At 54.6% G+C, this 1,230-nt stretch carries 1 protein-coding gene and 1 pseudogene; both read right to left on the bottom strand.

Features of this window, described 5'->3' with window-relative positions; translation table 11 throughout:
- The coding region (locus AC2A1E_RS24090; protein WP_484385858.1) for a hypothetical protein at positions 1–768 on the bottom strand (768 nt) is incomplete at its 3' end.
- A 98-nt stretch (positions 769–866) separates the two neighbouring features.
- Positions 867–1,230: pseudogene (locus AC2A1E_RS24095) on the bottom strand (GTPase family protein); the annotation flags it as partial.

Consider the following 1,230-nt stretch of genomic DNA (forward strand, 5'->3'; position numbering starts at 1 on the left):
GCTGTCAATAACCTGGGCTTGCCGGTTGTTTTCACGGTACTCGGCCTGACGGCGGGCACACACGTCAATGTAGCGGGCTTTTTGTTCCATCAGCCTTTTTATCACCGGGTTGGCCAGGTCGCTGGCGTTCTCCGCCGTGCTGACAAACAACGCCGATTGGTGAAGATATTCCAGCGGCCCCAGCGTATCCGCCCGTGAAAACACCCAGGTCATCTCGGGCTCACTGTCAAGCCGCCACGGGAAATCATCAATGAATCGGCCGCTGATGATGCCGAGTATCAGTACCTTGTCTACGGCGCGGAAAATCAGGGCTTCAACATCAGGATTACGGCTCACGTTGTCGGCCAGAAAGTGCCAGTCCAGCCTCCCTTCGCCCATGAAATCCTGCAGGTTTTTCAGGCGAGTTTTATCCGCCAGCACCGTTTGCTGATACTCTTCAAGCTTTCCCTGTCTTTCGGCCTGGTAACTGGCCATCTTTTCGTCATACATGGCGGTATAGCGATTTTTGGCTTCTTGCTCCGAGTAGGCATATTTCTCTTTACCCAGCTTCAGCACGCAGTGGTAGATGACCCTGATGACGTCTTCATCATCTTCATTCTGGATTTTTTCCCAGGTGGTTTCCTGACACATCTCACGGTGATTCAACACCTGACCGTAGGTATATTGGGCGTTTCGAGGGACCTTGGCGCTCTCCAGCTTGTTGACCAGATTGTCACCGCACCCTGTCAGCAGGAGAGACAGTAGCAGGGGAAAACTGATTTTTGGCATGGTAATGACTTCCTTTGAGATTTTTATGATTAAATAACAATGAGTTGTGTTGCACTTCTACTGCGGTGCTCCTGAGAACACCTTGGGGGCAGAGGCTGTCAAAAGAGGAGCCCCCAGACGGCACGGGCGATGGACATCACGGTATTTCTGACGTGGGCAATCAGAGTACACACCCCCGTAGGCACGCCAGCGGCATCAGCCAGACGGTCGAACACCTCCCCCACACTGTCACCAAAATCCTGGCGGGCGTGGTCAACCACAGTGCCGGTTTTATAACGGTGCGTTAACTGGCGGGCGACGGCACTGCTGGCTTGCCTGGGCAGGTGCTGTATCAGTGCCTCGGCCAATGCCGTCAGGTTGTACCCTTCCTGTACCGAGACTGGGATAACCGGATGGACGGGAGACAGACTGCTGGCCACAGCCCGGCATTTTTCCTGCAGGTTGGCCCATTGGGTGGGGGAT

The organism is Serratia sp. HNCC26DJ206, from assembly GCF_057180605.1.